Origin of the sequence: Nocardia salmonicida, from assembly GCF_036142455.1 — a bacterium.
GTDB classification, from domain to species: Bacteria; Actinomycetota; Actinomycetes; order Mycobacteriales; family Mycobacteriaceae; genus Nocardia; species Nocardia salmonicida.
In genome coordinates this window covers 3851919-3877834 of record NZ_CP108014.1, presented here as the reverse complement: position 1 = coordinate 3877834, position 25916 = coordinate 3851919, and the positions used below count along the sequence as shown (strand labels likewise).

Sequence of the window (25916 nt, the reverse complement as noted above, 5' to 3'; positions counted from 1 at the left end):
CAGCTGCCGCTGCGTGTCGCCCGGTGCTCAGAGCCCGGGTCGCCCGCCCGGTGAGGGTGCCTCAGCCGGTGTAGGGGTCTCTGGATGTCACGCAGTACAAGGCGTTTCCGGGGTCTCGCAGGACTATCCAGTGTTCGCCGTCGGTGATTCGGGTGGCGCCGAGGGATTCGTGCCAGGCGGCGGTGGCGGCGATATTCGACGAGGCCAGGTCGACGTGTGCGCCCGCGGGTCCGGGGTCGTCGAGGCGTTGGAGCAGAAAGTGCAGTGGCTGGTCGGGGCCGCGGAGGCGGGAGAACTCCGGGCGGCGGCCGGGCTTGTGCGTCCAGTCGGTGAGTGCCCGCCAGAAGGCGGTATCGCCGTCGATGTCGTGGGGAGACAGGTCGAGACAGATCTGGTCCAGGCGCGTCACTGTGCCGTCGGGTGCGGTCGACACGGTCACCGGTGCGGGCCCGAGATCCGACGAGTCGGCGGCCGGAGTGAGGCAGAACGTCTGTCCGGCAGGCGATTGCAGCACGGTGTAGTCGGGCAGCTCGGCAACGACGCGGGCGCCGAGTCCGGTCGCGATCGCTACCGCCGCGGGGATGTTGTCGACGTCGAGGTCGAGATGGACCCCACCGTCGCCGTGGACCGCTTGCACCTTGATCCACGCGGGTCCGGTGGCAGGCAGCAGCGTGACGAATTCGTCGTGCTCGCCACGCGGCGCCGACACAGTGGAATCGGTGACCTTCGCCCAGAATCGCGCACAGTCGGCGAAGGTATCGACGGGCCGATCGAGAAACGCCCAGGTCCAGCGAATCATGCTGTCTCCCTTTCGATATGAGGACACGCGCAAAGCCGTCGGCCGAAATCGGTTGCCCTGTCAGGCCGCGCAGAAGGTCCTGTCCGAACGGTAGGCGGCCCTGGCTCCGCTGTCGACAGCCTCGAGATGCGCCGCTGTCACGGCGCTTCGCGCGCGGCGCGTCTGCCCAACACTGCGGTGGCAGGATATTGATGAAACATGTCACACCGGCCACTCGCTCGCTCGGCGCTGATCCGGCACGCTGACCGAGTGACCGATTTACGTGCGCCTGTGCCGCCCACCGGCGACAGCCCGGCCGATAATCTCACCCTCGCACCGGCATCGGTCACCGACGATCGTCACCGACTCCATCCCGCGTGGATCGTGGCGGGCGTCGGATTCGTCGCTCTGCTCGGCGCGGCCGCTTTCCGCTCGGTGCCCAGCGTCCTCATCGAACCGCTGCACACCGAATTCGGCTGGTCACACGCCACGATCTCCACCGCGATCTCGCTGAATATGCTGCTCTACGGCCTGATCTCGCCGTTCGCCGCCGCGCTGATGGACCGATTCGGCATCCGCAAGGTGGTGTGTTCGGCACTGGTGCTGATCGCCGCGGGCAGCGGGCTGACGGTGTTCATGACCCAGGCGTGGCAGCTGGTGGCGACGTGGGGACTGCTGGTGGGCGTCGGCGTCGGGTCGATGTCCATGCCGTTCGTCGCGACGATCACCGGACGCTGGTTCGTCCGGAGTCGTGGCCTGGTCACCGGGGTGCTCACCGCCGCGGGCGCCACCGGTCAGCTGGTGTTCCTGCCCCTGGTGTCGATGCTCGCCACCGAGCACGGCTGGCGACTGCCGTCACTGCTCGTGGCGGCGGTGGCACTGTCGGTGGTGCCACTGGTGTGGTTGTTCGTGCGCGACTATCCCAGCGATGTGGGTGTGCGTGCCTATGGGGCGCCCGCCGGTTCGGACGCGGGAGCGCGGGTACCGATCGCCGGCGGCGCGAATCGGGCGCTGAAGGTGTTGGCCTCGGTCGCGCGCAGGCCCGGATTCTGGCTGCTGGCGGGCGGATTCGCGATCTGTGGCGCCTCCACGAACGGCCTGGTCGGCACCCATTTCGTCACCGCCGCCCACGACCACGGCATGCCACCGACCACCGCGGCCGGACTGCTGGCACTGGTCGGCATCTTCGATGTGGCAGGCACCATCGCCTCGGGCTGGCTCTCCGACCGTATCGACCCGCGCTACCTGTTGCTCGGCTATTACTCGCTGCGCGGTCTGTCGCTGCTGATCCTGCCGTCACTGCTCGGCCCGCACACCCAGCCGAGTATGTGGGTGTTCATCGTGTTCTACGGCTTGGACTGGATCGCCACGGTTCCGCCGACGGTGTTGCTGTGCCGTGAACTCTTCGGCGCCGACGGCCCGATCGCATTCGGCTGGGTCTTCGCCGCCCACCAGGTCGGTGCCGCGATCGCCGCCACCGGTGCCGGTCTCATCCGCGACCTGCAGGGCTCCTACGACCTCGCGTGGTATCTCGCGGGCGCTCTCTGTGGCATCGCGGCCGTCATGTCGATGCTGGTCCGCCGGCCGAAGACGGCCGGGTAGCCGAAAATCCCGCGGCGCCTATTCCAGCGTCTTGTGGTGCCGGGATTCGAGGGCGATCTGGTTGTTGCGGCCGTCCCAGCGGCTGGGTTCGTCCTTGGTGCGCGGCGGCCGATCGTTGGCGATCAGCACCGCGATCCACGGCAGCGGCACCGACGCGGCGATGATCAGGATCGACAGCAGCGGATTCTCGAACGCGCTGTAGGCGATCGCGGCGAGGATCAGGCACGGGATCCGGAACGCCATGATGAAGGTGTAGCGGCGCACCCTGGCGCGATGCTGCTCGTCGAGCGAGGGCGCGGCCTCGGTGATCAGCACGGCATGTTCGGCGGGGGCGGGACGGAAGAACCCACGCGAGGACTTGGGCTCGGTGGGCGTGGTCACTTCCGGGTCCGGCTTCGATTCGTCGGCGCCTGGGTCATCGCCGTAGGACTGCATACCCCGAGTCTTCCACTAGGCGTCGTCGAGCGCACACGCGGCTGGTCAGCGGTGCGGGCGCCGGATGCGGCATCATGGAAGGCGTGAGTACAGACACTCTGGTACGCCCGGAAACCACGACCGACGAGACGACCAGCGACGACACCCCCAAATTCTTCCACTATGTGAAGAAGGACCGGATCGCCGAAAGTGCCGTGATGGGCACGATGGTCGTCGCGCTGTGCGGCGAGGTTTTCCCGGTGACGCGTTCGGCCAAGCCCGGCTCGCCCGTGTGCCCGGACTGCAAGAAGGTCTACGAGGGCTTGCGCAAGGACGGCGACTGAGCGGAGCGCTCGGTCGGTGACGCCGGTGCCTCGGGTGAGGCGTCGGCGCCTTCGTCGTGCTCGTCGTCCTCTTCGTCATCGCCGCGTACCTGGCTGGTGATCCACTCCTTGACCTGCTCCATCCTGGTGGCCCGGGCAGGCCAGAACTCCTGAACGGCGGCGTTGAACTCCGCGCCAAGGATCACCGCGAAGCCGAGGAAGTACGTGAACAGCAGAAACGCGATCGGGGTGGCCAGCGCGCCGTAACTCACCCCGGTGGCGGTGATCCACGACAGGTACCGGCGCAACAGATCGCTGGCCGCCAGGAAGAAGACGCCGGCCACCAGCGCACCGCCGAAGAGCCGATGCCACGGCAGCGATTTGTGCAGGGCCAACTTGTAGAGCGTGGTCAGCCCGACTATCAGCAGCACGCCGACGATCGGGTAGTAGAACGTGTCGATCAGACGCAACCCTGGTTCACGCCACGCCTCGGGCAGCACCCGCCCGATCCGGGTGGGACCCAGCGCGATCACCGGCAAGATCAGCACCGCGGCCACCAGGAACTGCACGTACAGCAGCAGCGCGAAGATCCGCTGCCAGACCGGATGACGCGCGTCCTGCTGCCCGTGCGCCTCCACGATGGCGTCGACGAAGGTGGCCATCGCCGAGGATCCGGCCCACAGCGACAGCACGAAACCCACCGATACCAACGCGCCGCGTCCCTTGCCGAGCACGTCGTCGACGGTGGGTTCGATCAGATCCGAGACCACCGACGGACTGAAGAAATCGCGGCTGAACGCGATGATCTTGCTCTCCACGATCAACACGGTGTCGGGCCCGAACAACCCGCCCACATAGCCGAGGCTGCCGAGTAGGCCGAGCAGCAGCGGTGCCAGCGACAGCGTCTGCCAGAACGCCGCGGCCGCGGACTTGGCGAAAATCGAGTTGTCCCAGGACTTGACCGCGACCCGGACCACCAGCCGCCACGCCGTGGCCAGCCAGCGCACCCAGCGCGCGCGATCGCTGTGACGTTGCGGGGCTGCCTGCGCGCCGGCCGGGGGGCGCGCGGACGCGTCGCGGGGCGGGAGCGCCTGCGGCGGGTGCCCCGCGTCGGCAGCCGAAACCTGGTCGTTGCTCATCTCAGTGTCAAGCATCCCGCACGATGGAGGTCTGTGTGGTGCGGGCGAGGCATCGTGTCGGCGGGTAACAGGTAAATGGCCGGTGACCACGGGCGCGGTTGTGATGCCTGTCGCCCACCCCGCGTCGGTTTGGCGACACGCCGCATCGGGCGGCTAGGGTCGTCTGCGTGACTGGGTCGGGTGGTGCCGCTACGGCGAAGCAAGTGGGGACACCGGGCGATACTGCCGCGGGAGGTGCCCCGTCCGGCTCGCTGCGTGCCTGGCAGCGGCGCGCTTTGACGAAATACCTGGCCACCAAGCCGCGTGACTTCCTCGCGGTCGCGACACCCGGCGCCGGTAAGACCACCTTCGCGCTGCGGGTTGCCGCGGAGTTGCTAGCCGATCGCACGGTGGACCAGATCACCGTCGTCGCCCCGACCGAACACCTCAAGCACCAGTGGTCGGCCGCGGCCGCGCGGACCGGAATCCAGTTGGATTCGCGGTTCTCCAACTCCACCGGCGCGACCTCGGGCGACTATCACGGCGTGGTGGTGACCTATGCCCAGGTCGCCGCGCACCCCACGCGGCACCGGGTACGCACCGAGAACCGGCGCACCCTGGTGATTCTCGACGAGATCCACCACGCGGGCGACGCCAAGACCTGGGGTGAGGCCACCGAAGAGGCGTTCGGCGACGCGACGCGCCGTCTCGCGCTGACCGGAACCCCGTTCCGCAGTGACGATTCGAAGATCCCGTTCGTCACCTACGAACCCGACGAGGGCGGCTTCCCGCGCTCGCGCGCCGACCATTCCTACGGCTACGCCGACGCGCTCGCCGACGGCGTCGTGCGTCCGGTGGTATTCCTGGCCTACTCCGGCGACGCGCACTGGCGCGACAGCGCGGGCGAGGAGCACACCGCCCGGCTCGGCGAACCGCTCAGCGCCGAGCACACCGCGCGGGCCTGGCGCACCGCGCTCGACCCGGCGGGCGACTGGATCTCGTCGGTGCTGCGCGCGGCCGACATGCGCCTGCGTCAGTTGCGCGCCTCCGGCATGCCCGACGCGGGCGGTCTGGTGATCGCCACCGATCAGGAACGGGCCCGCGACTACGCCGAACTGCTCGAACACATCTGCGGTGAGCGGCCGACGGTGGTGCTCTCCGACGACCCGCAGTCCTCGCAGCGCATCGGCGAGTTCGGCAAGGGCACCCAGCCGTGGATGGTGGCGGTGCGCATGGTGTCCGAAGGCGTCGACGTGCCCCGGTTGGCCGTCGGCGTGTATGCCACCAGTGCGTCGACGCCGCTGTACTTCGCGCAGGCCATCGGGCGTTTCGTGCGTGCCCGCAAGCCGGGGGAGACGGCGAGCGTGTTCCTGCCGTCGGTGCCGGTGCTGCTGGATCTGGCCGCGCAGCTCGAGCTGCAGCGCGATCACGTCATCGGCAAGCCGCATCGCGAGAAGGACGGCCTCGACGACGAGCTGCTGATGGACGCGAACAAGGCCGAGGACGAGCCCGGTGAGGACGAGAAGTCCTTCGTCGCGCTCGCCGCGGACGCCGAACTCGACCAGGTGATCTACGACGGATCCTCCTTCGGAACCGCCACCATCGCGGGCAGCGACGAAGAGGCCGACTACCTCGGCATCCCCGGTCTGCTCGACGCCGACCAGATGCGCGCACTGCTACGCGACCGGCAGACCCGCCAGCTCGCCGACCGGAGCGCCGCGGAATCCGCGCCGCAACCCGCGGCCGTCGCCGAACGCGTCGCCACCTCCGACAAACTGGGCGAACTGCGCCGCGAACTCAACAGCCTGGTGGCCATGCACCACCACCGCACCGGCAAACCCCACGGCGTGATCCATGGCGAACTCCGCCGCGAATGCGGTGGTCCGCCAACGGCATTGGCCAGTGTCGATCAATTGGGCGAGCGTATCGCGGCGCTGCGTCGACTCTGAGAGATCCCATCTGCGGTCACACTCGTAGTTCTCCGTCCGGCCGATCATGCGGCCTCGCCTAGCGTGTCACGGCCGCCAGTGTCTGCATGGCGCTGTCCACGGCGATGCTCAGTTCGTCGGGCCCGACGCCGTCTCTGGCCTGAATCGACAGGCCGTAGAGCACGGTGCTGAAAAGCATGGCGAGCGAAGCGGTGTCGGTGTCGGGGGCGAGGTCGCCGTCGGTGACGCCACGGTCGAGCCTGGCGCGGATGTCGGCCGTGGTGCGGCGGCGGGCTTCGACCAGGAATTCGCGGACCGCGGCATTGCGGGTGGTGTAGGTCGCGCCGGCGAGGACCACCATGCAGCCGTGCGGAAGGCCGGGGTCGGTGTAGAGGGGGATGTTGTCGCGCAGCATCGTCTCGATCGCGGCGTAGGCGGTGGGTTGCTCGCGCAGCGCCCTGGCCGTGTGGGAACCCTCGCTGCGGCCGTAGAGCTCGACGGCGGCGCGGAACAGGGCTTCCTTGTCGCCGAAGGCGGCGTAGAGGCTGGGGGAGTTGATGCCCATGGCGGTGGTGAGGTCGCTCATCGAGGCGCCGTCGTAGCCGCGTTCCCAGAACACCTCCATGGCACGGCGCAGCGCGACCTCACGGTCGAAGCCTCGGGGGCGCCCGCGTTCTGCCATGCGAAACCTTTCTGTGCCGATCGGTAAATATACCGCCCGCGGCGAGGGCCTCGCCGCCCGCCCCTGATTTCTGTGTCGATCGATAAGAAACCCTTGACGGCTGGGGTGCGCGTGCGCTTGTCTATTTATGTATCGACCACTACAAAATTGGAGCGAGCCTGATGACGAGCAGCAACACAGTGGCCCTGGTGACCGGCGCGAGCCGTGGGATCGGCGCGGCCATCGCCCGCGCCCTGGCCGCCGCAGGCGCCGATGTGGCGTTCACCTACCAGCGCGACGAGGTCGCCGCGAAGGCGGTGGCCGCCGATATCGAGGCGCTGGGCAGGCGGGCGCTGTCGATCAGGGCCGACAGCGCCGACGCCGCGCAGGTCGTCGCCGCCGTCGAGCAGACCGCGCGCGAACTGGGCGGCCTCGACGTGCTCGTGAACAACGCGGGCATCTTCCCGGCCAAGCCCTACGAAGAGTTCACCCTCGACGAGATCGACCGCGCGCTGAACATCCACGCCCGCGCCGCCTTCGTCGCGGGCCAGGCCGCCCTACCGCACCTCGGCGACGGCGGCCGGATCATCTCCATCGGCTCCAACCTGTCCGAACGGGCGCTCTTCGGCGGGTTGTCGCTGTACAACCTGAGCAAGTCGGCGCTCAACGGCTTCACCAAAGCTCTTGCGCGTGAACTGGGTCCGCGCGGCATAACCGTCAACCTCGTGCAGCCGGGTCCCACCGATACCGATATGAACCCGGCGAACAGCGATCACGCCCCGACCCAACGAGAGTTCAATGCACTCGGCCGGTTCGGCGCCGCCGCCGACGTCGCCGATCTGGTCACCTTCCTCGCCGGTCCGTCCGGCCGGTCGATCACCGGCGCGATCCTCACCGTGGACGGCGGCACCAACGCCTGAGCCGCCCGCTCAGGAGGCGGGTACGAAGAACCGGGTCGGGTCGAGACTGTTGATGCTGGTCCAGCGCGGCTCCTGGGCGGGGAGATCGGAGTCGGTGGTGGCGTCGAAGTAGCCCTGCAATTCCAGTGCGAGGCGCGGATTCTCGTCGACCTTGCGCGCGATCGTGTACAGCATCGCGAACACGTGCACGCAGCGCGCGGTCCGCGCCGAGCAGGAACAGTCGGTGCTCACCAGGCTCGGCGCGGGGGAGTGACCCGCGTCGAGCAGAGCCCGGTGCATCTCGTCGGTGAGGATGGTCGGGTCGGTGATCGTGTGACCGATCGCGGTCACCGCCGCTCGGGTCAGCGGTGCCACCTCGACGTGCGCGATCGAGGCCTGACCGCCGCGATGCAGATGCGCGCGCACGGTGCGCCCCTCGATCTCGATGCCCACCCCGTCGTTGCGAGCGATGCTACGGGCGCGGGGCAGCAGTGGCTCCGGGCGGGTCTGGCGCAGCGGTTCGGCCAGCCGCACCCAGTCCCGTCCCCAGAGGGTGTAACCGAATTCGTTGTCGGCCATCAGTTCTCTCGCTTCCGGCGCAGGATGTCGACGAGGGCGTCGTCGTCGAGGCGGGCCAGCTCGGCGATGCCCGCGGTATCGGACAGATCCGTCAGCGCGGACTTGCGGGTATGCATCGCCGCGATGTGTTCCTCCACCGTCGTCGCGCTGGTGAGGGTGGTGACGGTGACGGTGCGGGTCTGCCCGATCCGGTGTGCCCGGTCCGACGCCTGCGCCTCCACCGCCGGATTCCACCAGCGATCGAAATGGATCACATCGGCCGCGCGGGTGAGCGTGAGGCCGGTGCCGGCGGCGCGCAGGCTCAGGATCAGCACCGGCGGTCCGTCCGGTGCCTGGAAGCGGGTGACCAGCTCACCGCGCTGGGTGGCGTCGAGCCCGCCGTGGAAGAACGGCGCCTCGACCCCGAACTGTTCGGCCAGGTGACGCACCAGCAGTTCGCCGGTCTTGCGGTACTGGGTGAAGATCAGGGTGGGGTCATCGGTGTCGAGGTTGGTGGCGACGATGTCGGTGCACAGGTCGAGTTTTCCGGAGCGGCCCGCGAGTTCGTCCAGGTCGCCGGAGACCAGTCCGGGGTGGTTGCACACCTGCTTGAGGTGGGTCAGCGCTGCCAGTACTCGTCCCTGCCGTTGCAGGCCGGAGCCGAAGCCCTCGTCCAGGGCTTCGGCGAGGACCGCGTCGTACACCCGTTCCTGCTCGGCGGTGAGATCGCACAGCAGATCGCTGTGGATCTTCGCCGGTAGCGACGCCGCCACCTGAAGCTTCTTGCGTCCCAGGACAACCGGCTCGACCGCATCGCGCAGCCGAGCCGCCGCCGTGGCCGAACCCTCCTCGATCGGCTTGACGAACCTGCGCCGGAACTGCGTTCGATGCGCGAACAGTCGCGGCACGGTGAGATTGAGCAGGGCGAACAGTTCGTCCAGGTGGTTCTCCACCGGCGTGCCGGTCAGCGCGACCTTCGCGTCGGCGGTCAACCCTCGCGCTGCCCGCGACACCTGTGTACGGGGATTCTTCAGCGCCTGCGCCTCGTCGAACACCACGGTCGCCCACTGCTCGCCGGTCAGCGCCGCCCCGTGTAGCCGCAAGGTCGGATATCCGGTCACGACAACCGTCCCCGCTCCGGCGGGCACCGCACCGCCACGCCACGACACCGGCTTCAACCCCGGCGCGAACCGCTCGATCTCGTGCACCCAGTTGCCCACCAGCGAGGTCGGGCACACCACCAGCTGCGGCCCGTCGGCGCGCCCCTGGAGGAACCCGATCGTCTGCACCGTTTTGCCGAGGCCCATCTCGTCGGCCAGTACGGCCCCGCCGTACGCCGATACGGTCTCGCGCAACCACCCGACCCCGCGCACCTGATAGGGCCGCAGCGTGGCATCGAGGACCCCGGCGAGCTCCTCGTCGAGCGCCTGTGTCTCGTACAGCACCCGCGCGGCGCGCTCGGCGGAGACGATCGCGGTGCCGACCGCATCGGGTACCGCATGTGCGGCGGTGGGCAATTCGGTGGGCCGTTCGCCGGTCAGCAATGCGCGCCAGACCAACGCGGACGGAGCGAGGTCGTCGATGGTGACGTCGGCCAGTTCGGTGGGCGTCACCACGGCGGTCGCCACCTCGACGGGTTCGATCGCGCCGCGCTCCCCGACGGGTAGCGCGAGGGTGAGCTTTTCCAAATCACCGATTCCCGTCGGCGCGGCACCGGCATCGTGCCCGGTCCACGTCCACAACGCGAACAGATGACGGTCGGGGAGGTAGGTGGCCTGAGTGGCGGGCAGAACGATCTCCTCTGATCGGGCAGCACGAACAACCGAACAACGTACACTGTACTGAGTTTGTTCCCGAACGCCCGAACGAGTTCCCGAGAGGAGGGCTGGTGCCCGCCGAGGATGCGAAATCCATCGCACAGGCCACCCAGATCCTCGAACTGCTGTGGCGCCACGCCCTGCCGTCCAAGCCGGGCGCGCGCGGCCCGAAACCGGGCCTCACCGTCGACGACGTGGTCTCGGCGGGCATCGCCCTGGCCGACCGCGACGGTCTCGACAAGCTGACGATCCGGGCGGTCGCCGCCGAACTCGGCCTACGCGCCATGAGCCTCTACACCTACGTCCCCAGCAAGGACGCCCTGATCGTGCTCATGGTCGACGCCGTCGCCGCCGCCGACATCCCGATCTCGGCCGACCTGCCGGTCAGAGACCGCATGATCGCCATCGCCACCCAGATCAGGGCCGATCTGATCGAGCACCCCTGGCTCCTGGAAGTGTCCCCGTGGCGCCAGGTACTCGGCCCGGGGAGGATGCGTCGCTACGAACGTCAACTGGCGGCGATCGACGGCATCGGCCTTGGTGATCTGGCCATGGACCGCGCGATCGCGGTCCTCACCGACTTCGCCACCGGCAATGCCCGCCTCGCCGTCGCGGCCGCGGGAGCCGCCGCGCAACTGAGCGACGCGCAGTGGTGGGAGGTCAACGGCCCCTTGCTGGCTCGGGTGATGCCCGCCGACGAATTCCCGCTCGCCGGGCGGGTCGGCACCGCTGTCGGCGAGCACTATCAGGCCCCCGCCGACCCGGACGGCGCGTTCGACTACGGGGTGGCCACCCTCGTCGACGGTCTGCTCGCCGACGCTTGATACAGCAACAGCGGGCGCCCTGTTCGGGTCGCCCGCTGTCGGGAGTTTTCTGTTGTCAGATGTGGTTGTTTCGGACGCGAGGAGTGGTCAGATCGCGGGAGCTTCGTCCGTGTTGATCACGGCTTCGAGTTCGCGCAAGCGGTCCATGTGTTCGTTCGCGTGGTGCTGGCAGAAGAGCAACTCGCCACCCGCGGGAAGCACGGCACGCACTCGGGCAGCCGCCCCGCAACGATCGCAACGATCGAGTGCGGTCAGTGGGGTGCTGGTCAGGGTTCCTGGCATGACTCCTCCGTCCCGGCTCCCGGCTCTGCGTGGCCGTTCGCCTAGGTGTGGGCCTCGTGGTCACTCCACGCGGCTCGCATCCGCTACTTCCCAGCAGTGGTACGACTACTCTGTCAGACGTTCGGGGTTCAGGCTTTGTTCCCGGAAGTGAATCTTTGTGTTTTCGATAACAGACCTGCGGTTTCGCTGAAAGCGAACATCCACCGATCGTCGGTTTCGAGCACCCACCGATCACCCGCGAAGCGCTGATGCCACCTCCCCCTCGATCCTGTTACGCACCGATATGTCGCTCGCTGCGGTGTTGCTCGTTACGCGGGGCGCAACCACCGAACCGGGACGAACATCGTCGTGTTGTGACAGGGTCTTGACCGTCCGAACCTGTTGTCTACCCGGAGATTACCCGTGATATCCGACACTCACACCCTTGTTCACCTGTGTTCTTCCCAAGAATGGGCACAAGCTCGTAACGCGGGCGAGCGCAGGCCGCCGTCGCTGGCCGACGCCGGCTTCGTGCACCTGTCCACCCCGGAACAGGTCCACCTGCCCGCCAACCGACTCTTCGCCGGGCGCGCCGACATGCTCGTGCTGTGGCTGGACCCCACGGCGTTCACCGGTGAGGTGAAGTGGGAGCCGGGCGTCCCGAGCGACCCGTCGTCGATGCTGTTCCCGCATCTCTATGCCCCGCTGCCGGTCGCCGCGGTGCTCGCCGCGCAGCCGTATCTGCCCGGCTCCGACGGCGTGTTCACCACACCGCGCCGGGAGGGAGTGGCGTAGACCACAATCGAGGCCGGGCGCGTCTACTGTTGACTATGTGAACGTCGACGTCACAGCGCTACCGGGCATCGGAGTGCGTAAGGATTTCGAAGTCAGGTCGGGGCGCCGCGTCGGGGTGGTCGCCCACCGCGACGGCGACATCGACCTGATCGTGTCCAAACCCGACGACCCGGACGCCATCGCCGCCCAGGTGCCGCTGTCCACCGACGAGGCGTCGGTGCTGGCGAACCTGCTCGGCGCGCCACAACTGGTCGCCAGACTCAACGACGACCACCGCGATCTGCCGGGCATCACCACCCGGCAACTCGCTATCGCCGACGAGTCACCCTATGCGGGAAGAACCCTCGGCGAGACCGGCATGCGCACCCGCACCAAGACCTCGATCGTCGCGGTCATGCGCGCCGGTCAGCTCCACCCGTCACCCGGCCCGGATTTCACCTTCACCGAGGGTGATCTGCTCGTGGTCGTCGGAACCCCGGACGGCCTGGAAGCGGCCGCGAAGATTCTCGTGCACGGCTGAGCGCCCGTGACCTCGCAGGCCTTGGCACTGCTCGAGCTCGGCGTGATCTTGTTCGCGCTGGGGGTCTGCGGGAGAGTGGCGGGCCGGTTCGGGATGTCACCGATCCCGCTGTACCTGCTCGGCGGGCTGGCGTTCGGTCGCGGCGGGTTCATCGACCTCGGCGCCGCCACCGAGTTCGGGCACATGGCGAGCGAGATCGGCGTCGTGCTGCTGCTGTTGCTGCTCGGGCTCGAGTACACGGCTCCCGAGCTGATGACCGGCCTGCGGCGCTCCTGGGGGGCCGGAGTGCTCGACCTGGTGGCCAACGCGCTCCCCGGCGTGGCGGTGGCGCTGATCCTGGGCTGGGGCGTGCTCGGCGCCGTCGTGCTCGGCGGGGTCACCTACATCTCGTCGTCGGGGATCGTGGCCAAAGTGCTCGACGATCTGGGCCGCCTCGGTAACCGCGAGACCCCGGTGGTGCTGTCGATCCTGGTGCTCGAAGACCTCGCGATGGCGGTGTACCTGCCGATCCTGACCATGATGCTGGCGGGGTTGAGCCTGCTGAGCGGACTGATTTCCCTCGCGATCGCGCTGGCGACCATCACGGTGGTGCTCGTGGTCGCGCTGCGTTTCGGGCGGGTGGTCTCGGCGGTGGTCGACAGCGCCGATCGTGAAGTGTTCCTGCTGCAACTGCTCGGCGCGGCACTGCTCGTGGCCGGTGTGGCCTCGGCGCTCAATGTCTCGGCCGCGGTCGGCGCGTTCCTGCTCGGCATCGCCATCTCGGGCTCCACCGCGCACGAAGCGGTGAAACTGTTGGAGCCGCTGCGTGATCTTTTCGCCGCCATCTTCTTCGTGGCGTTCGGCCTGTCGATCGACCCGGCCGCGATTCCGCCGGTGTTCGCCTGGGCGGTCGCGTTGGCGGTGGTGACCACCGGCACCAAGGTCGCGGTCGGCTGGTGGGCCGCGGGCAAACAGGGAATCCGGCAGATGGGCCGTGCACGGGCAGGCGCGGCGCTGGTGGCGCGCGGCGAATTCTCCATCGTCATCGCCGGATTGGCGGTCGCTTACGGCAAGGCCGACGCGAAACTGGCCGCGTTGGCCTCTGCCTATGTCCTGCTGATGGCGATTCTCGGGCCGATCGCGGCGCGGGTCGTCGAGCCGGTGGTCGAATTCGTCCGGCGCCGTACGGGTGTCGCGACGAATTGATCAGTCGATGACGCGGCGTGGCCATGCGCCGGCGCCGTCATAACTGAGTTCCTCGGTGAGGTACTCATGCTGGACAGGCGGCGCGAACTGCGCGACCGGTGCCGCGGGTCTGGCCGGCTTGGCCGGTCGCGGTCCCGGGCGGTGCCGCGAGGTGAGCCACATGCGCGGCAGCGCTTCCTCGTTCTCGATCTCGGTGAGGCTCACACTGATCAACACGAGCATGGTGACAATGCTGCTCACCCCGATCAGTGGAGCCAGCAGTTGCATCGCCTGGGCGCCGTTGCCGGGTGCGGCCTGATGATCGGTGTGCGCGTGCATCGACGCCATCCCGGTGTAGTGCATGCCGCACACGGCCACACCCATGATCAGCGCCGCACCCACGGTGGCGAGAAAACCCTTGACGCGCAACGTGAACCACAGCGCCACGACCGATGCCACCACCGCGATCAGCATCGACAGCGCCACGATCGCCGGGTCGTATCGCACGGTCGCGCTGGATTTCATCGCGAACATGCCGGTGTAGTGCATGGTCCCGACGCCGAGGCCGGTGATGGTGCCACCGGCGAGCAACGAGCGCAGGGTCGGCTGCGGCTTGTTGACCATGAACAGCCCGATCCCGACCACCACCATCGCGGTGAGCGCGCTGAACAGTGTCAGCGGGACGTCGTAGCGAATGTCGGCGCCGCGGATGGTGAAGCCGAGCATGGCGATGAAATGCATGACCCAGATGCCGGTTCCGCCGATCGCGATCGCGGCGCCGATGAGCCAGCCGGCCCGCCCCTCGGGGGCATTGCGACCGCGAGCCGCGCACTGCAGCCCGAGCAAACAGCCCGTGACGGACATGAAGTAGGCGAGAACAGGGGTGATCCAGCCGTAGCTGAAGTGATAAATGTCGAGCACGCGCGAAAAACCCTCAATGCCGATACCGCAGACTTGAGGCGGTAGAACGAAAAGCTGAGTGTGACCATACGGTGAAGATCGCCAATTCGTGTCCTCCGCAGTGCAATCCATCAGTGTGGGGTTGATCACGAAACGATTAACCGGTCGGTCTTCTGGATAAAACAGACCGCTGGGGATGTAGCTGCCGAAACGAAGAAAGGCCCGCACCACCGAATCGGTGGTGCGGGCCTTTCTTCGTAGAACTGCTAGTCGAGGTAGTCGCGCAGAACCTGCGAGCGGCTCGGGTGGCGCAGCTTGCTCATCGTCTTCGATTCGATCTGGCGGATGCGCTCACGCGTGACGCCGTAGACCTGACCGATCTCGTCGAGGGTGCGCGGCTGACCGTCGGTGAGGCCGAAGCGCAACCGCACCACGCCCGCCTCACGCTCGGACAGCGTCTCCAGCACCGACTGCAGCTGATCCTGCAGCAGGGTGAAGCTCACCGCGTCGACCGCGACGACCGCCTCGGAGTCCTCGATGAAGTCACCGAGCTGGCTGTCGCCCTCGTCGCCGATGGTCTGGTCGAGCGAGATCGGTTCACGCGCGTACTGCTGGATCTCCAGCACCTTCTCCGGCGTGATGTCCATTTCCTTGGCGAGCTCCTCCGGCGTGGGCTCACGGCCCAGATCCTGGAGCAGCTCGCGCTGGATACGGCCGAGCTTGTTGATCACTTCGACCATGTGCACCGGAATACGGATGGTGCGGGCCTGATCGGCCATGGCGCGGGTGATGGCCTGACGGATCCACCACGTCGCGTAGGTCGAGAACTTGTAACCCTTGGTGTAGTCGAACTTCTCGACCGCGCGGATCAGACCCAGGTTGCCTTCCTGGATGAGATCCAGGAAGGCCATGCCGCGGCCGGTGTAGCGCTTGGCCAGCGAGACGACCAGTCGCAGGTTGGCCTCGAGCAGATGGTTCTTCGCTCGGTTGCCGTCGCGCACGATCCAGTTGAAGTCGCGGCGCGTCGTCACCGAGAGCTTCTCGCCCGCCTCGGCGAACTCGCGCATCTTCTCCGCGGCGAACAGGCCGGCCTCGATCCGCTTGGCGAGTTCGACCTCCTCTTCCGCGTTGAGCAGCGCGACCTTGCCGATCTGCTTGAGGTAGGCGCGGACCGAGTCGGCGGAGGCGGTGAGTTCGGCGTCCTTGCGTGCTTGACGCAGCGCTTCGGACTCCTCCTCGTCCCAGACGAAATCGCCGGAAGCCTTGTCCTTCTCGGACGGCTCCGCGGTCTCGGCGACTTCGGCGGTGTCCTCGGCGACGTCTTCGACGACGACCTCCTCGCCGACGAGTTCGTCCTCGGCGACTTCGAGATCACCGAGATCGTCGACCTCGACCGACTCGTCGTCGAGCTGCTCTTCACCGCCCTCGCCCGAGGTCGCCTTCTTCGCGGCGGTTTTCTTGGCCGGAGCCTTCTTGGCGGCAGCCTTCTTCGCCGGCGCCTTCTTGGCTACGGCCTTCTTCGCCGGCGCCTTTTTGGCGGCGGCCTTCTTGGCCGGCGCTTTCTTGGCCGGGGTTACGGCGTCGTCGGCATCGGCGTCGGAGGCCGAGTCGGCGGTCTGACGGGTATTCGTGGCTACCACGTACGCCCTTTCGTGACGGTCTCGTGCGGCGTCACGCCAGAGTGGTTTTCCGGCGGAGCGGTCGGTCGGGTTGCACCGGCGATGCGTCGGCCGGGTGAAGTCGGCGCTCGTTCACCGACCTTCTCGCGACCGGCCGCGGCCGGAAGGTTTCACCGGCTCACCGCCGGACGTGTTCCATTGTAACGATCCAACCAGGGTACTCATGGCACGATGCCATCCAGGCGTTGCGTCGCAGGCCGCGCCGGGCTACGGCGCGATGCCTGCATCGATGGCCATCGCCGCGCCGACGATACCCGCGGTGTTCTTCAATACGGCCGGAATCACGGGAGTTCGGTTGGTGAGCAAGGGGATCCACTGCTCGTGATCACGGCTGATGCCGCCGCCCGCCACGATCACCTTCGGCCAGAACAGATCCTCGATGTGGCGCAACACGCGACTCACCCGCTGCGCCCACTCGGGGTAGGTGAGGTTCTCGTTGTCCTTGACCGAGGCCGCGGCCAGATCCTCGGCGTCGACGCCCTCGATCTTGAGATGGCCGAGTTCGGAGTTGGGGACGAGCACGCCGTTGTAGAGCAGCGCGGAGCCGATACCGGTGCCGAAGGTGAGCAGCAGGGTCAGGCCGTCGAGGTCGCGCGCGGTGCCGTAGGAGTCCTCGGCCAGGCCGGCGGCGTCGGCGTCGTTGAGGACGGTGACGGTTCGCCCACCCAGTGCCTCGGCGAACAGCGCGTGCGCGTCGGTGCCGATCCATGCCTGGTCGATGTTGGCCGCGGTTCTGGCGTGGCCGTCGAGCACCACGCACGGCATGGTGATGCCGACCGGACCCTCCCACCCTGCCTGGGCCACCAGTTCGGCGACCGCCGCGGCGACGGCCGCGGGCGTTGACGGCTGCGGTGTCGCGATCTTGATGCGGTCATGGGCGAGCAGACCGGTGGCCAGATCGACCTCGGCGCCCTTCACCCCGCTACCGCCGATATCGATCCCGAATGCGTGCCCCCGAGTGGACATGGTTCAACCCCTTGCTGACGCGGTCGATGTGCCTGACAGACACCAGCAAGCAGAGTAGCGGTAGTCACGCCTCGCGCGAGACGCCACGACATGTGATGCGATGGAGCGGTGCCCGAATACACCGAGCCCGAGACCCCAACCGCCCCCATCACATCCACCGAGTACGAGCAGTTGCGCCGCCTTGCCGTCGAGCTCGCCGAAGCGGCCGCCGCACATGTGCGTGCCCGCAGGCCCGAGGTGTTCGCCGACGGCGGACCCGTGGCGGGAGCGGTGGCAACCAAGGGTCACGTCACCGATCCGGTCACCATCGTCGACACCGAATCCGAACAGCTGATCCGTGGGCTGCTCGCCGAGCGCAGGCCCGACGACGCGATTCTGGGGGAGGAGGGCGGCGGCGATGTCGGCGCCACCGCGCCGGGCACTGTCACCTGGGTCGTCGACCCGATCGACGGCACCGTGAACTTCCTCTACGGGCTGCCCGGCTACGCCGTGTCGGTGGGTGCGGTGGTCGATGGCAAGCCCGTGGCAGGCGCCGTGGTCGACGTGGCCGCTGCGACCACCTACAGCGCCGCACTGGGCGCTGGATCGCACGCTGTGCGCCCGGACGGCACCCGGGTGCCACTGCGCTGCAGTAGCGAGGATTCGCTCTCGGTGGCCCTTGTAGCCACCGGATTCGCCTACGGCAGCGCGCGCCGTGCCCGTCAGGCGCAGCTGCTCACCGAGATCCTGCCGCAGATTCGCGACATCCGCCGCCTCGGCGCCGCCGCCATGGACCTGTGTCATGTCGCAGCGGGTCGGCTGGAGGCCTACTACGAGCACGGCCTCAATGCCTGGGACTGGGCCGCGGGCGCCCTCATCGCCGCCGAAGCGGGCGCGGTCGTCCACGTCCCCCCGGTCACCGTCGGCGGTGCCGCGGGCGAACTGACGGTCGTGGCCGCCCCCGGTATCGCGAAGGACTTCGACGACCTGCTCGACCGCGTCGGCGCCCCGACCGCCCTGCCTGACTGACATCGACGGCGGGGCCGCCGAGAATTCAGCTCAGCACTTGACGTCGCGCGCGGCGTCGAGGAGGTCGGGATCGATCGAGGACGAGCTCGCCCCGGGGGCGAGGTTCTTCAGCGAACGGAGCACGGCCTCGGCGTCGGCGCCGGGGCGCAGCGATTCGCCGAACGCCTGGCCGAGGACCAGATCGACGGTGTCGTCGGTGCGCGGGTCCTCGATCAGCTCGGCGCACGGAGCGACGAGCTGCACCGAGGCGGCAGCCGGTCGGCCGTTCACGCCGAACCGGATCTGCCCGGTGCAGGTGAGGTCCCCGCTGACATAGACCGGATCGTTACCGACCTGTGTCCCCGGCGCGCCGGCGAACCCGAGGTCGCCGAGAGCGGAGGCGATGTGACCGGCCTGTCCGCTCTTGCCGTTGGCGTTGAACACCCGCACCTTCGACTCCGACAGCGCCGCCGGATCGACCGCCTCGAGCCGTGTCGGGCCCACGCGTGAGCCCAATGCCGCGGGCTGCGGGGCGTTGGTGGCGGTCGGCGTGCTCGGCGCGTTGCACGCCATCGGTTCGTTGCTGTCGTCACGGGTACGGAACGCCGTAATCCAGACGAACAGGCTCACCAGAGCCAGCACGAGGACGAGCGCGAGCCAGAGCTCGGGCCGCCGCCGCGGAAAGGGTTTGCCGTCGCGATCAGTCGCGCTGCCTTCGGTGATCAGTGAAACCACGCGCTCACTCTACGAGTCCCGCGGCGGTGCGCGAGTCGGGGAGGTCTCGGCGAGTTTCCCAGCAGGTGACGATTCGTCGTCGGTTTCGGCTCGGCGGGGGTTTGATTGCGACTTTCGCCCATTGGTCCGCTATTGTCTGGCCGCCCAGATCGAATATTTACCGGTGAAACGGTGGTCGGTCGCGGGAACAACAAGGGCATGTCCTGCGTTTACCGAACGCTGTCGGAGTAGATCGCTAGCTGGTCGAACCTGATAGACGACCGGTGCACGTGTGAGGTGTACCACCGGCGGGGCGGTACGAACGCCGGACCCCTGCGGGGTTACGGCAATCGACTGATCCGGGATATACGGAGTAAGGACTGAGGGGAAGACGACATGGCAACCGACTATGACGCACCGCGGCGCACCGAATCCGACGAGGTGTCGGAGGATTCGCTCGAGGAGCTGAAGGCCCGCCGCAACGAGGCGCAGTCCGCCGTCGTGGACATCGACGAATCCGATACAGCGGAATCGTTCGAGCTTCCCGGCGCGGACTTGTCCGACGAGGTACTCAGCGTTCGGGTGGTCCCGAAGCAGGCGGACGAGTTCACCTGCTCGAGCTGTTTTCTCGTGCATCACCGCAGCCGACTGGCCACGGAGAAGGGTGGACAGCTCATCTGCATGGACTGCGCGCTCTAGCAGCAGGCAGTGCGCATCACCGTGTGGACAGTTGATCCGCACGGACTGCGTACTACTGATCCAGAGGGGATCAGCGAGGAAGGGTCAGCCCGCGCTCGGGAGTCCGAGCGCGGTCAAGACCCGGTCCGGCCTACGCGTACTGACCAACCAGTACGGCGTCGGGTCGTCCGGGTCGTTCAGAACCAGCAATGCCATCGGGCCGATCCAGGCCCGGTGCTGCACATAGGCGGCGGGGTCGAGTTGTCGGCCCAGCGCCGCGCTCTTGGCCGTCGACGCGACGGCCGCGCCACGCGCGACGAAGCTCACCGGTAGGTGGGCCCGGTCGACGCGCAATTCCGCCGTACCATCGTCGGCCACGGTGACATCAAGACGATGCCTGCTCATCCACAAAAGAATCCAGACCGGGACCGGCGCCAGCAGCACATACGGCAGCCAGGCCCGCAGTCCCGGCGCGCCCATATGGATCTCGGCCGCGAGCAGGCCCGCGATCGCGAAGCCGACCGGCCACCACCACAGCGGCACCCACAGGCGCTCGGAGTAGGGCGACGGACCCTGCGCGCTCGGCGCGCGGCGGTCGGTGTCTGTGGTCGCGGTCGTCGGGGAATGGGGCTGGTCGGGCACCCCTCAACACTAGGTCACCGCACCAGGGCTGCGACGAGAAGGTCCGGCCTCGACCGCGTAGTCTCGACCGATGTGAACGCACTTGCACCGATTCCGCTGCGGCGGCTCGATCCCGGCATCCCTGTGCCGACGCGTGCCCATCCGGGTGACGCGGGCGTCGACCTCTGTACCACCGAGGATGTGATCATCGAACCGGGCGAGCGGGTGCTGGTCGGCACCGGGATCGCGATCGCGTTGCCGGTGGGCACCGTCGGCTTGATCCACCCTCGTTCGGGCTTGGCCGCGAAGGCCGGTCTGTCGGTGGTCAACACGCCCGGCACGGTCGACGCGGGCTACCGCGGTGAGATCAAGGTGTGCCTGATCAATCACGACCCGCGCACCGCCATCGAGCTGCGTCGCGGTGACCGCATCGCGCAGTTGCTGGTGCAGCGGGTCGAGTTGGTCGATTTCGCCGAGGTCGACGATCTCGACGACACCGCCCGTGGCACCGGCGGATACGGGTCGAGCGGCGGGCATGCCAGCCTGGCCGACAAGGAGGCGTGATGGGTCTGTTCGGAAAGAAGAAGCGCGCGCGCGACGACGAGGCCGACTACGTCGAATACGACGAAGTCGAGTACGACGAGGCCGACTACGACCTGGACGCTGACTCCGACGAGTACGACACCGACGAGTTCCAGCGCCCCGACTTCGCGCGCCTGGACTTCGACGACGCGCCGACCGACGAGCGCATCTACGGCAATTTCGACCACGCCCCCGATGCCGCCGCAGGGCCCTACGACATCAGCGAGGTCTCCGACGAAGCGATCTCGCGGCGCCTCGACCTCGGCTCGGTGCTCATTCCGGTGCCCCAGGGCGGGCAGTTGCAGGTGGAGATGAGCCCCGACGGCACCCCGCAGGCGGTGCACCTGGCCACCGAGCACGGCAGGCTCACGGTCGCCGCCTATGCCGCGCCGAAGTCGGCGGGCCAGTGGCGCACGGTCGCCGCGGATCTGGCCGAGTCGTTGCGCGGTGACGGCGCGAGCGTGGCCGTCGAGAAGGGTCCGTGGGGCCGCGAGGTCAAGGCGATCACCGAGGGCGCCGACCTGCGCTTCATCGGCGTCGACGGCCCGCGCTGGATGATCCGCCTCGTCGCCGCCGGTCCCAAGGGCGCCGTCGACGACCGCAGTCCACTGATCACCGCCGCCCGCGCGGTCCTGGCCGACGCGGTGGTGCGCCGCGGCACCGAACCGCTCCCCGTGCGCGACCCGCTCCCGGTGGTCCTGCCCCAGGAGCTGGCCGAACAGCTGGCCGCCGCCCACCAGCAGCAGATCCAGGCCCAGCAGGACGCACTGGAGGCCCAGGCTGCCGCGGCCGCCGCCCCGCCCCCGTCGGCCCTCCCGCCGAAACTGCCCGACGAGCCCCGCCGTGGCGCCGATGGTTCGGCCATGCAACAACTGGGCCTGAACTAGGTTCTCGTCCGCCTCCCCGCGACTTTTGCCGGTCGTGGGGAGGCGGTTCAGTCAGCTGCCGGGCCGGCGGTCCGTGGCGGGTCTTGTGTCGTGGGTGCCCGGCGAGTTACCCATGTACCCGTGAAATCAGTTGTCCTGCAAGGTTTTTCGTTGCCCGTGCATCGCTGGGGGCAACGTGCTCAACTCCGCGAATCCGGCATGTCCGAGTATTGCCGGGTCGGCGCCCAGTTCGGTGAGCGTCACTCTGTGCAGTCGGGACGACGGCAAGGCTGCCGCCCATTCTTCCGCGACCGCGATCGGGTGGACCGGGTCGTCGGTCGCGCCGACCACCGCGACCGGCACATCAATGGCGGCCAACTGCTCCAGTGACGGCCACGCGTACCCCGCGGCCTCGTCCAGCGCGGCGGGCAGATGGGGCCACTGCCCGCGCCACGACTGGGTCAACGCGTCGGCCAACCATGGCGGACTCGACGCCCGCATCCGCTCGATCACCGCCTCGAGGCCGTCGGCTCGCAGTTGCTCGGCGGTAACCGAAGCGCTCAAAGCGGCGGGGCACGTGGCGGTTTCGGCACCCGTCCAGGCGGGTAATGCTGTGATGACACCGACTACCGCGTTCGGGTGCTCGGCTGCCCAGTCGAGCGCGATCGCGGCGCCGAGGGAGATGCCCGCGGCCAGGACCGGACCGCGCGCCGCGGCAGCGTCCAAAGCCGCGGTACAGCTCCCGATCACGGCCTGCGGGTCCGGTTCGACGGCGTGGAAGGCGAGTCCGCGCGCATGGGCGGCAGGCCCGAACGCGCGGGCCGCGAAATCGGCGTCGGAGCCGGTCCCCGGCAGGGCGACCACGGTGACCTGGGGTGGGGTGCGCAACACCGACCGAGCGTAGCGGCCGGGCGTTTGCCCATCTACAGTGGCGGTGTACGGCCAACTAGCGGGAGAAGCGTGACATGTCGTCATCCACGGGCGGACACAAGTCGGGATCGGGTCCGGACTCGGGATATTTTCGTCGACTCGGTCGTCGTCTCACCGCAGATATCGACCAGCTCGACGCCGAGGAATTGGCCGAGACGGTCGAAGCCTCCGGTGCCCGGCGGGCCAAGGACTGCTGTCGTGGTGAAGAGGCGACGATCCTGGGCCGACTCCGCAGTGTCGAGGCGTGTCCGAAGGCCGCGGGTGCCACCGTGCAGGCCGAGTTCTTCGACGGCACCGATGCCATCACCCTGGTGTGGATCGGGCGCAGGCGCATTCCCGGGATCGAACCGGGCAGGCGCATTCTGGTCCGTGGCCGCGTCGGCGACCGCGACGGCCGCAAAGTGATCTTCAACCCCTACTACGAATTGCGCGGGAACAGCTGACGTATGCCCTCCAGCGACGAGTACCGCACTGCCGCGGACCCCGAAGCCACCGTGGCGTTGCCCGTGGTCACCGATGAAACGGTGGACCCGGAAATCGACACCGAGGTCGACAAGGCCGAGCAAACCTTGCTCGAGCAGCTCGGCGGTTTCAGCGGCCTGATCTATTCCACCCTTCCCGTTCTGGTCTTCGTCCCGGTGAACACCTTCGCGGGCCTCACCGTGGCCATCTGGGCCGCACTCGGCGTCGCCGCCGCCATCCTCATCTGGCGGCTGGTCCAGCGCAGTCCCATCCAGCCTGCCGTCTCCGGTTTCCTCGGCGTCGGTCTGTGCGCGCTCATCGCCCAGCGGGTGGGCGAGGCCAAGGGCTTCTTCCTGTTCGGGATCTACACCAGCCTCGTGTACGCGGGCGTGTTCGCGGTGTCGATCCTGCTGCGCCGACCGCTGGTCGGGGTGATCTGGGGCGCGCTCAACGGCCACGGTTCCCACTGGCGTACCGACAAGCGCATTCGCAAGCTCTACGACCTGGCCACCGTTGTCTGGGTGGTCGTATTCGGCGCCCGCTACCTGGTGCAGTCACAGCTCTACGACACCGACCACACCACCTGGCTGGCCGTGGCGCGGATCGGCATGGGCTGGCCGCTCACCGCGGTGGCCCTGGTCGTCACCGTCTGGGCGGTGCGCCGCGCCGGGCACCTGCCCGCCGAGAAAGCCGACAAGTCCGGGGCCGGAACGGAATCCGTGCGCGCTTAGGGTGGGTAGCGGGGCGCCGGAGGTGGGGAAGTACCCACCCTGGGGTATCTGGTTGCGACCGGCCGTTCGTCGCACGATCAATGCGTACCGAAAAATACGCGATGATCGTGAGAGGACCGGCGACCATGATGGCAACCGAGCACCGAAATGAGCGACCGGCCACCACCGCCCGCCGCGACGCCACCAAGACCCCGGCGCCGGTCCTGTCGGAGAGCAAGCGCATCGGCGCCGAACTCGACGCGCTGATCGGCCCGGCCGCCCGCGGTGACCGCGAGGCCGTCGCGGAGATCCTGCGCCTGGTGCACCCACTGGTCCGCCGGTACTGCTCGGCACGCATGGGCTCCACCGGCCATCTCACCGTCACCGCCGACGATGTCACCCAGGAAGTCCTCATCGCCACCGTCACGGCCATCCCGCGCTACCGCGATCAGGGCAAGTCGTTTCTGGCCTTCGTCTACGGCATCGCCGCCAACAAAGTCTCCGACGCCTTCCGTCGCGGCAAGCACACCGCCTACCCGACGGCCGAGCTCCCCGACACCGCGAGTGCCTCCGCGGGTCCGGAGGACTGGGTCCTGGCGTTCGAGCGCCGCGCCGCCACCCATGAACTGATGAAGGTGCTCGCGCCGAATCACCGCGAGGTGCTGCACATGCGCATCGTGCTCGGCTGGAGCGCGGCTCAGACCGCCGAGGCCATCGGCACCAGCCCCGGGGTCGTCCGGGTGATGCAGCACCGCGCGCTCAACAAGCTGCGCGCGGAACTGAAAGTGGCGTAAGGACTCAGGGCTTCACGCCGTGGGTCGCCAGGGTCAGCCGCAGATCCTCTTCGGCCTCCACCGAGGTGACGAACAGCAGTTCGTCGTCGCCCTCGAACGGATCGTCGGGCTGCGGCACGATCACCCGGCCACCGCGCAGGATCGTCACCAGCGCGGTATCGCGCGGCATCGTCAATGTTCGCACCGGCTTGCCTGCCAGTTGGGTGTCGGAGGGCAGGGTGATCTCCACCAGGTTGGCCTGTCCCTGCCGCAACGTCATCAGCCGCACCAGATCACCCACCGACACGGCCTCCTCGACGAGTGAGGCGAGCAGCCGCGGCGTCGACACCGCCACGTCGACGCCCCACGACTCGTTGAACAGCCATTCGTTGCGCGGATCGTTGACCCGCGCCACCACCCGGCGCACCCCGAACTCGGTCTTGGCGAGCAGCGCGTGCACGAGGTTCGCCTTGTCGTCGCCGGTGGCCGCGATCACCACCTCATAGGTCTCGAGATCGGCGTTCTCCAGCAGCGACAGCTCACAGGCGTCGGCGTGCACCCAGACGGCGTCGGGGATGGCGGGCGGGTCGATGTGGTCGAGCTGGCGTTCGAGCAGCATCACGCGGTGTCCGCCGCGTAGGAGTTCCCTGGCGATCGAGCGCCCGACCGCGCCCGCTCCGGCGATGGCGACCTTCATGTGTTCAGTCCTCGCTCAGTGGGGCCTTGGCGGCCAGGGCTATCGCCTCGCCGACTGTGCCGGACGTGGCCGCGACGTAGACGACGTCGTCGGCCTGGACGATCGTCTTGGATTCGGGCAGCAGGCCCTGGCCGAAGCGCAGGATGAACGCCACCCGCACCTGCAGGTCGCGTTCCAGATCGCGCACGGTGCGACCGGACCAGTCCTCGTGCAGGGTCAGCTGGGTCACCGCCACCGCGCCGGTGGGGTCGCGCCAGGTGGTGGTCGAGTTGTCGCCGATGAGGGTGCGCAGGAACCGATCGGTGGTCCACGGCACGGTCGCGATGGTCGGGATCCCGAGTCGTTCGTACACCTCGGCGCGCTTGGCGTCGTAGATGCGAGCGACGACACGTTCGACGCCGAACATCTCTCTGGCCACTCGCGCCGAGATGATGTTGGAATTGTCACCGGAACTCACCGCGGCGAAGGCGTCGGCGCGCTCGATCCCCGCGCGGGTCAGCACCTCACGGTCGAAGCCGACGCCGATCACCTCCTGCCCGGTGAAGCCCTCACCGAGGCGGCGGAAGGCGGTGGGATCGCGGTCGATGACCGTGACCTCGTGACCCACCCGGGTCAGCGCACGCGCCAGTGACGAGCCGACACGCCCGCACCCCATGATCACTACGTACACCGTGCACCCTCGTTCCTTG

At 68.3% G+C, this 25916-nt stretch carries 30 protein-coding genes; 15 read left to right on the top strand and 15 right to left on the bottom strand.

Going from position 1 to position 25916, the window contains the following annotated elements; translation table 11 throughout:
- Window positions 1–61: 61 nt before the first annotated feature.
- On the bottom strand, window positions 62–799 hold the full coding sequence (locus tag OHS03_RS18415) for a VOC family protein (protein WP_328655754.1): 738 nt from the start codon (window positions 797–799) through the stop codon (window positions 62–64).
- Window positions 800–1048: 249 nt separating this feature from the next.
- On the opposite strand from OHS03_RS18415, the gene OHS03_RS18410 reads away from it, so the two are divergent.
- Window positions 1049–2380: an MFS transporter gene (locus OHS03_RS18410; protein ID WP_328655753.1), complete on the top strand. Its 1332-nt coding sequence runs from the start codon at window positions 1049–1051 to the stop codon at window positions 2378–2380.
- Between the two features lie 18 nt (window positions 2381–2398).
- Here OHS03_RS18410 and OHS03_RS18405 read toward each other — a convergent pair whose 3' ends face one another.
- On the bottom strand, window positions 2399–2815 hold the full coding sequence (locus OHS03_RS18405) for a DUF3099 domain-containing protein (RefSeq protein WP_328655751.1): 417 nt from the start codon (window positions 2813–2815) through the stop codon (window positions 2399–2401).
- A gap of 83 nt (window positions 2816–2898) precedes the next feature.
- On the opposite strand from OHS03_RS18405, the gene OHS03_RS18400 reads away from it, so the two are divergent.
- The gene (locus tag OHS03_RS18400) at window positions 2899–3138 is read left to right on the top strand and encodes a DUF3039 domain-containing protein (RefSeq protein ID WP_056815556.1); all 240 of its coding nucleotides are present in this window, start codon (window positions 2899–2901) and stop codon (window positions 3136–3138) included.
- Here OHS03_RS18400 and OHS03_RS18395 read toward each other — a convergent pair.
- Window positions 3108–4271, bottom strand: coding sequence for a YihY/virulence factor BrkB family protein (locus tag OHS03_RS18395; protein ID WP_328655748.1), 1164 nt, complete (start codon window positions 4269–4271; stop codon window positions 3108–3110). The two genes, OHS03_RS18400 and OHS03_RS18395, sit on opposite strands and share 31 nt — an antisense overlap.
- A gap of 188 nt (window positions 4272–4459) precedes the next feature.
- Between OHS03_RS18395 and OHS03_RS18390 the strand changes: the two genes are divergently transcribed.
- Window positions 4460–6184: a DEAD/DEAH box helicase gene (locus OHS03_RS18390; RefSeq protein ID WP_056811272.1), complete on the top strand. Its 1725-nt coding sequence runs from the start codon at window positions 4460–4462 to the stop codon at window positions 6182–6184.
- Between the two features lie 58 nt (window positions 6185–6242).
- On the opposite strand, the gene OHS03_RS18385 is transcribed toward OHS03_RS18390, so the two are convergent.
- Window positions 6243–6845, bottom strand: coding sequence for a TetR/AcrR family transcriptional regulator (locus OHS03_RS18385; RefSeq protein ID WP_328655746.1), 603 nt, complete (start codon window positions 6843–6845; stop codon window positions 6243–6245).
- Window positions 6846–7006: 161 nt separating this feature from the next.
- Here OHS03_RS18385 and OHS03_RS18380 point away from each other — a divergent pair, with 161 nt between their 5' ends.
- Complete coding sequence (locus OHS03_RS18380) at window positions 7007–7744, top strand: SDR family NAD(P)-dependent oxidoreductase (RefSeq protein ID WP_328655744.1); 738 nt, start codon at window positions 7007–7009, stop codon at window positions 7742–7744.
- A gap of 9 nt (window positions 7745–7753) precedes the next feature.
- Here OHS03_RS18380 and OHS03_RS18375 read toward each other — a convergent pair whose 3' ends face one another.
- Window positions 7754–8302, bottom strand: a complete 549-nt coding sequence (locus OHS03_RS18375) for a hypothetical protein (RefSeq protein ID WP_328655742.1) — start codon at window positions 8300–8302, stop codon at window positions 7754–7756.
- Entirely contained in the window at window positions 8302–10032 is a 1731-nt protein-coding gene (locus OHS03_RS18370) for a DEAD/DEAH box helicase (protein ID WP_328664283.1), read from the bottom strand. Before OHS03_RS18370 ends, OHS03_RS18375 begins: the two co-directional genes overlap by 1 nt.
- A 137-nt stretch (window positions 10033–10169) precedes the next feature.
- Here OHS03_RS18370 and OHS03_RS18365 point away from each other — a divergent pair, with 137 nt between their 5' ends.
- Window positions 10170–10922 carry a TetR/AcrR family transcriptional regulator gene (locus OHS03_RS18365; RefSeq protein WP_328655740.1) on the top strand — a complete coding sequence of 251 codons (753 nt, stop codon included), beginning with the start codon at window positions 10170–10172 and terminating at the stop codon, window positions 10920–10922.
- Between the two features lie 87 nt (window positions 10923–11009).
- Here OHS03_RS18365 and OHS03_RS18360 read toward each other — a convergent pair whose 3' ends face one another.
- Complete coding sequence (locus OHS03_RS18360) at window positions 11010–11204, bottom strand: DUF7455 domain-containing protein (protein ID WP_056811260.1); 195 nt, start codon at window positions 11202–11204, stop codon at window positions 11010–11012.
- A gap of 402 nt (window positions 11205–11606) precedes the next feature.
- Between OHS03_RS18360 and OHS03_RS18355 the strand changes: the two genes are divergently transcribed.
- The 3 genes from OHS03_RS18355 to OHS03_RS18345 are packed head-to-tail and all read left to right on the top strand — an operon-like array spanning window position 11607 to window position 13683.
- On the top strand, window positions 11607–11978 hold the full coding sequence (locus tag OHS03_RS18355; RefSeq protein ID WP_131816621.1) for a DUF952 domain-containing protein: 372 nt from the start codon (window positions 11607–11609) through the stop codon (window positions 11976–11978).
- Window positions 11979–12015: 37 nt separating this feature from the next.
- Window positions 12016–12498, top strand: coding sequence for a cation:proton antiporter regulatory subunit (locus OHS03_RS18350; RefSeq protein WP_056811253.1), 483 nt, complete (start codon window positions 12016–12018; stop codon window positions 12496–12498).
- A gap of 6 nt (window positions 12499–12504) precedes the next feature.
- Window positions 12505–13683, top strand: coding sequence for a cation:proton antiporter (locus tag OHS03_RS18345; RefSeq protein ID WP_328655738.1), 1179 nt, complete (start codon window positions 12505–12507; stop codon window positions 13681–13683).
- Here the strand turns inward: OHS03_RS18345 and OHS03_RS18340 are convergent, their stop codons facing one another.
- The 3 genes from OHS03_RS18340 to ppgK form a co-directional block, all read right to left on the bottom strand.
- The gene (locus tag OHS03_RS18340) at window positions 13684–14583 is read right to left on the bottom strand and encodes an MHYT domain-containing protein (RefSeq protein WP_082843849.1); all 900 of its coding nucleotides are present in this window, start codon (window positions 14581–14583) and stop codon (window positions 13684–13686) included.
- Window positions 14584–14828: 245 nt separating this feature from the next.
- Window positions 14829–16202 (bottom strand): RNA polymerase sigma factor, encoded by a 1374-nt coding sequence (locus tag OHS03_RS18335; protein ID WP_056811247.1) that lies wholly within the window; start codon window positions 16200–16202, stop codon window positions 14829–14831.
- Between the two features lie 246 nt (window positions 16203–16448).
- Window positions 16449–17207 carry a polyphosphate--glucose phosphotransferase gene (gene ppgK, locus OHS03_RS18330; RefSeq protein ID WP_056811245.1) on the bottom strand — a complete coding sequence of 253 codons (759 nt, stop codon included), beginning with the start codon at window positions 17205–17207 and terminating at the stop codon, window positions 16449–16451.
- A 108-nt stretch (window positions 17208–17315) separates the two neighbouring features.
- Here ppgK and OHS03_RS18325 point away from each other — a divergent pair, with 108 nt between their 5' ends.
- Window positions 17316–18215, top strand: a complete 900-nt coding sequence (locus OHS03_RS18325; protein ID WP_328655735.1) for an inositol monophosphatase family protein — start codon at window positions 17316–17318, stop codon at window positions 18213–18215.
- Window positions 18216–18245: 30 nt separating this feature from the next.
- Here OHS03_RS18325 and cei read toward each other — a convergent pair whose 3' ends face one another.
- Window positions 18246–18929, bottom strand: coding sequence for an envelope integrity protein Cei (gene cei / locus OHS03_RS18320; protein ID WP_062987905.1), 684 nt, complete (start codon window positions 18927–18929; stop codon window positions 18246–18248).
- Window positions 18930–19304: 375 nt separating this feature from the next.
- Here cei and OHS03_RS18315 point away from each other — a divergent pair, with 375 nt between their 5' ends.
- Window positions 19305–19607 carry a DUF4193 domain-containing protein gene (locus tag OHS03_RS18315; RefSeq protein ID WP_056811237.1) on the top strand — a complete coding sequence of 101 codons (303 nt, stop codon included), beginning with the start codon at window positions 19305–19307 and terminating at the stop codon, window positions 19605–19607.
- Window positions 19608–19691: 84 nt separating this feature from the next.
- Here OHS03_RS18315 and OHS03_RS18310 read toward each other — a convergent pair whose 3' ends face one another.
- On the bottom strand, window positions 19692–20228 hold the full coding sequence (locus OHS03_RS18310; RefSeq protein ID WP_405147557.1) for a DUF3093 domain-containing protein: 537 nt from the start codon (window positions 20226–20228) through the stop codon (window positions 19692–19694).
- 72 nt (window positions 20229–20300) lie between these two features.
- Between OHS03_RS18310 and dut the strand changes: the two genes are divergently transcribed.
- Together dut and OHS03_RS18300 are read left to right on the top strand one after the other, a co-directional pair.
- Window positions 20301–20771 carry a dUTP diphosphatase gene (gene dut, locus OHS03_RS18305; RefSeq protein ID WP_056811235.1) on the top strand — a complete coding sequence of 157 codons (471 nt, stop codon included), beginning with the start codon at window positions 20301–20303 and terminating at the stop codon, window positions 20769–20771.
- A 5-nt stretch (window positions 20772–20776) separates the two neighbouring features.
- Window positions 20777–21676 carry a DUF3710 domain-containing protein gene (locus OHS03_RS18300; protein WP_062988021.1) on the top strand — a complete coding sequence of 300 codons (900 nt, stop codon included), beginning with the start codon at window positions 20777–20779 and terminating at the stop codon, window positions 21674–21676.
- Between the two features lie 126 nt (window positions 21677–21802).
- Here the strand turns inward: OHS03_RS18300 and OHS03_RS18295 are convergent, their stop codons facing one another.
- Complete coding sequence (locus OHS03_RS18295) at window positions 21803–22546, bottom strand: alpha/beta fold hydrolase (RefSeq protein ID WP_328655733.1); 744 nt, start codon at window positions 22544–22546, stop codon at window positions 21803–21805.
- Between the two features lie 74 nt (window positions 22547–22620).
- Here OHS03_RS18295 and OHS03_RS18290 point away from each other — a divergent pair, with 74 nt between their 5' ends.
- The 3 genes from OHS03_RS18290 to OHS03_RS18280 all read left to right on the top strand — a co-directional run bounded on the left by OHS03_RS18290 (window position 22621) and on the right by OHS03_RS18280 (window position 24551).
- Window positions 22621–23028 carry an OB-fold nucleic acid binding domain-containing protein gene (locus tag OHS03_RS18290; RefSeq protein WP_056811231.1) on the top strand — a complete coding sequence of 136 codons (408 nt, stop codon included), beginning with the start codon at window positions 22621–22623 and terminating at the stop codon, window positions 23026–23028.
- Window positions 23029–23031: 3 nt separating this feature from the next.
- Entirely contained in the window at window positions 23032–23778 is a 747-nt protein-coding gene (locus tag OHS03_RS18285) for a DUF3159 domain-containing protein (RefSeq protein WP_328655731.1), read from the top strand.
- 128 nt (window positions 23779–23906) lie between these two features.
- Window positions 23907–24551 carry a sigma-70 family RNA polymerase sigma factor gene (locus OHS03_RS18280; protein ID WP_255284662.1) on the top strand — a complete coding sequence of 215 codons (645 nt, stop codon included), beginning with the start codon at window positions 23907–23909 and terminating at the stop codon, window positions 24549–24551.
- A gap of 4 nt (window positions 24552–24555) precedes the next feature.
- Here OHS03_RS18280 and OHS03_RS18275 read toward each other — a convergent pair whose 3' ends face one another.
- Window positions 24556–25227: a potassium channel family protein gene (locus OHS03_RS18275; RefSeq protein ID WP_328655730.1), complete on the bottom strand. Its 672-nt coding sequence runs from the start codon at window positions 25225–25227 to the stop codon at window positions 24556–24558.
- Window positions 25228–25231: 4 nt separating this feature from the next.
- Window positions 25232–25897 (bottom strand): potassium channel family protein, encoded by a 666-nt coding sequence (locus tag OHS03_RS18270; protein ID WP_056811222.1) that lies wholly within the window; start codon window positions 25895–25897, stop codon window positions 25232–25234.
- Window positions 25898–25916 lie beyond the last annotated feature (19 nt).

What these genes read in the sequence shown, in the direction of transcription:
- OHS03_RS18415 (WP_328655754.1), bottom strand. Translation starts at nt 799, where the DNA reads ATGATTCGCTGGACCTGGGCGTTTCTCGATCGGCCCGTCGATACCTTC.
- OHS03_RS18405 (WP_328655751.1), bottom strand. Translation starts at nt 2,815, where the DNA reads ATGCAGTCCTACGGCGATGACCCAGGCGCCGACGAATCGAAGCCGGAC.
- OHS03_RS18395 (WP_328655748.1), bottom strand. Translation starts at nt 4,271, where the DNA reads ATGCTTGACACTGAGATGAGCAACGACCAGGTTTCGGCTGCCGACGCG.
- OHS03_RS18385 (WP_328655746.1), bottom strand. Translation starts at nt 6,845, where the DNA reads ATGGCAGAACGCGGGCGCCCCCGAGGCTTCGACCGTGAGGTCGCGCTG.
- OHS03_RS18380 (WP_328655744.1), top strand. Translation starts at nt 7,007, where the DNA reads ATGACGAGCAGCAACACAGTGGCCCTGGTGACCGGCGCGAGCCGTGGG.
- OHS03_RS18375 (WP_328655742.1), bottom strand. Translation starts at nt 8,302, where the DNA reads ATGGCCGACAACGAATTCGGTTACACCCTCTGGGGACGGGACTGGGTG.
- OHS03_RS18360 (WP_056811260.1), bottom strand. Translation starts at nt 11,204, where the DNA reads ATGCCAGGAACCCTGACCAGCACCCCACTGACCGCACTCGATCGTTGC.
- ppgK (WP_056811245.1), bottom strand. Translation starts at nt 17,207, where the DNA reads ATGTCCACTCGGGGGCACGCATTCGGGATCGATATCGGCGGTAGCGGG.
- OHS03_RS18315 (WP_056811237.1), top strand. Translation starts at nt 19,305, where the DNA reads ATGGCAACCGACTATGACGCACCGCGGCGCACCGAATCCGACGAGGTG.
- OHS03_RS18290 (WP_056811231.1), top strand. Translation starts at nt 22,621, where the DNA reads ATGTCGTCATCCACGGGCGGACACAAGTCGGGATCGGGTCCGGACTCG.
- OHS03_RS18285 (WP_328655731.1), top strand. Translation starts at nt 23,032, where the DNA reads ATGCCCTCCAGCGACGAGTACCGCACTGCCGCGGACCCCGAAGCCACC.
- OHS03_RS18280 (WP_255284662.1), top strand. Translation starts at nt 23,907, where the DNA reads ATGGCAACCGAGCACCGAAATGAGCGACCGGCCACCACCGCCCGCCGC.
- OHS03_RS18275 (WP_328655730.1), bottom strand. Translation starts at nt 25,227, where the DNA reads ATGAAGGTCGCCATCGCCGGAGCGGGCGCGGTCGGGCGCTCGATCGCC.